3 protein-coding genes are annotated in these 1,815 nt (G+C 33.3%); all 3 read left to right on the plus strand.

Annotation, left to right across the window (positions count from 1 at the left end; all coding sequences use genetic code 11):
- The first annotated feature begins 128 nt into the window (after positions 1–128).
- The 3 genes from FTV32_RS16795 (at position 129) to FTV32_RS16805 (ending at position 1,781) form a co-directional block, all read left to right on the plus strand.
- Positions 129–992: a TIR domain-containing protein gene (locus tag FTV32_RS16795; RefSeq protein WP_179991628.1), complete on the plus strand. Its 864-nt coding sequence runs from the start codon at positions 129–131 to the stop codon at positions 990–992.
- 175 nt (positions 993–1,167) lie between these two features.
- On the plus strand, positions 1,168–1,446 hold the full coding sequence (locus FTV32_RS16800; RefSeq protein ID WP_179991629.1) for a type II toxin-antitoxin system RelE/ParE family toxin: 279 nt from the start codon (positions 1,168–1,170) through the stop codon (positions 1,444–1,446).
- A 17-nt stretch (positions 1,447–1,463) separates the two neighbouring features.
- Entirely contained in the window at positions 1,464–1,781 is a 318-nt protein-coding gene (locus FTV32_RS16805; protein WP_179991630.1) for a HigA family addiction module antitoxin, read from the plus strand.
- Positions 1,782–1,815 lie beyond the last annotated feature (34 nt).

Below are 1,815 nucleotides of genomic sequence, written 5' to 3' on the forward strand. Positions count from 1 at the left end.
CTTTTTAATGGATTTATTTGGGATAAGACCTAAATTTCGCATAAGAGATTTTATGTTAAATATGTAGTTAATTTTCTTAAACTTATTATATATTTAAAAAATATAAATGAAGATATGGCATTAGTAATATGTATTATCATGTGATTTTAGAATTAGGCGAAAAACATCATAAAAATGCGTGGGATAAAGTTGAAATCAAATCAGATTTAACAGATTTAGAAGATTTGATTTGTAAATATGCTGAACCTTACCAGGTTGGGAACCCTATATTAATAAATGGGCGTACAATTCCTATTGAGCATATTGAACGTTTACGCATGTTTTCTAGTGAGATATCTGGTGAGGTTTTAAAACAGCAACAAGCTGCTCAACGAAGGGCTGAAAATCAGGCATCTAGTGTTGTTATGATCGGTTTTTATTCTAATGATTTAGAGTCCGCGATTCTTAAACAAAAAGAAATAACAGAAGAATTAATAACATATGCAAAAGGAACTAAAAAGCAAGTTCCTAATTTATTAGGTAAAGAAAAGAAGGTTACCCCATCTAAAGTATTCATTGTCCATGGGCATGATGATGCATTGATAAATGAAGTAAAAGCTTTTTTATCAGCTCAATTAATTGAGCCAATAGTTCTCAGAGAACAGCACGATGCTAGCCTTACAATCATAGAAAAGTTAGAACGTTACACAAAAGATCCTTCTATTGGGTTTGGGATAGTTTTATACACACCTGATGATCAGGGAAAAGCTATTGGGGAGGATGAGTACAAATTAAGAGCTAGGCAAAATGTTGTTTTTGAGCATGGTTTATTAATAGGTTTATATACTCGTGAAAAAGTAATCTGCTTAGTAAAAAAGGAAGGTCATATTGAAATGCCAGGAGATGTAAATGGTGTCGTATATACAGACCATGGTTATAAAGACTGGCGTATGTCTGTGGCTCATATGCTAAGTGATGCTGGATATGATATTAACTATAGAAAAATTAATTGAAACATATAAAAAAGGAGCTTTCGCTCTTTTTTATATGTTTCAATTTGTACCTAAATCTAGGTTGCAATAAAAGATTTTGTATTAAGCCCGTGTGGCTTTCTTGTAAGCCACAGCAAAGTATCCTTGTGATATAATGCATATCGATATACAATATATTATATGAAGGGCATCTCAATTGATAAAAAGTTTTAAGTGCGAATATACGCGTCAATTATTTGAAACGGGTAAGAGTTCTAAATTTTCAGCTATTTTGAAAGTTGCTACCCGAAAATTGACGATGCTAGATGCAGCAGTAACTTTAGATTTTTTGAGATCTCCTCCAGGTAATCGATTAGAAAAATTAGAACGTGATCGTTTAGGGCAACACAGTATTCGTATTAATGATCAATGGCGAATCTGTTTTGTTTGGACGGATAATGGACCCAGTGAGGTTGAGATAGTCGATTACCATTAATTTTGAGAGGTATATGTATGATCCATCATAATGGTATGAGAGCTGTTCACCCAGGTGAAATTCTTAAAGAAGAGTACATGCTCCCACTAAATTTAAGCTCTACTGCTCTAGCTAGAAAGTTAGGTGTAACTGCAGCTCGAATTAACGATATTGTATTAGAACGTCGCGGTATTACTGCTGATACAGCTTTGCGATTAGCACGATTCTTTGGTGGAGATGCTGAAAGTTGGCTTAATTTACAACATCAATATGATTTGAAAATTGCCTATGAAAAAGCTGGTAAAACCATCGAACAGACTATTAGACCGTATGATGATTTATTGGCATTTGCATAACATTTTAATTGTATATGAAGTAGAAAAGCCTAAC

The sequence above is a fragment of the Acinetobacter sp. YH16032 genome, assembly GCF_013417345.1.
Taxonomy (GTDB): domain Bacteria; phylum Pseudomonadota; class Gammaproteobacteria; order Pseudomonadales; family Moraxellaceae; genus Acinetobacter.

Excerpts from the sequence above, each read along its gene's own strand:
- FTV32_RS16805 (WP_179991630.1), top strand. The coding sequence starts at position 1,464 with ATGATCCATCATAATGGTATGAGAGCTGTTCACCCAGGTGAAATTCTT.
- FTV32_RS16795 (WP_179991628.1), top strand. The coding sequence starts at position 129 with ATGTATTATCATGTGATTTTAGAATTAGGCGAAAAACATCATAAAAAT.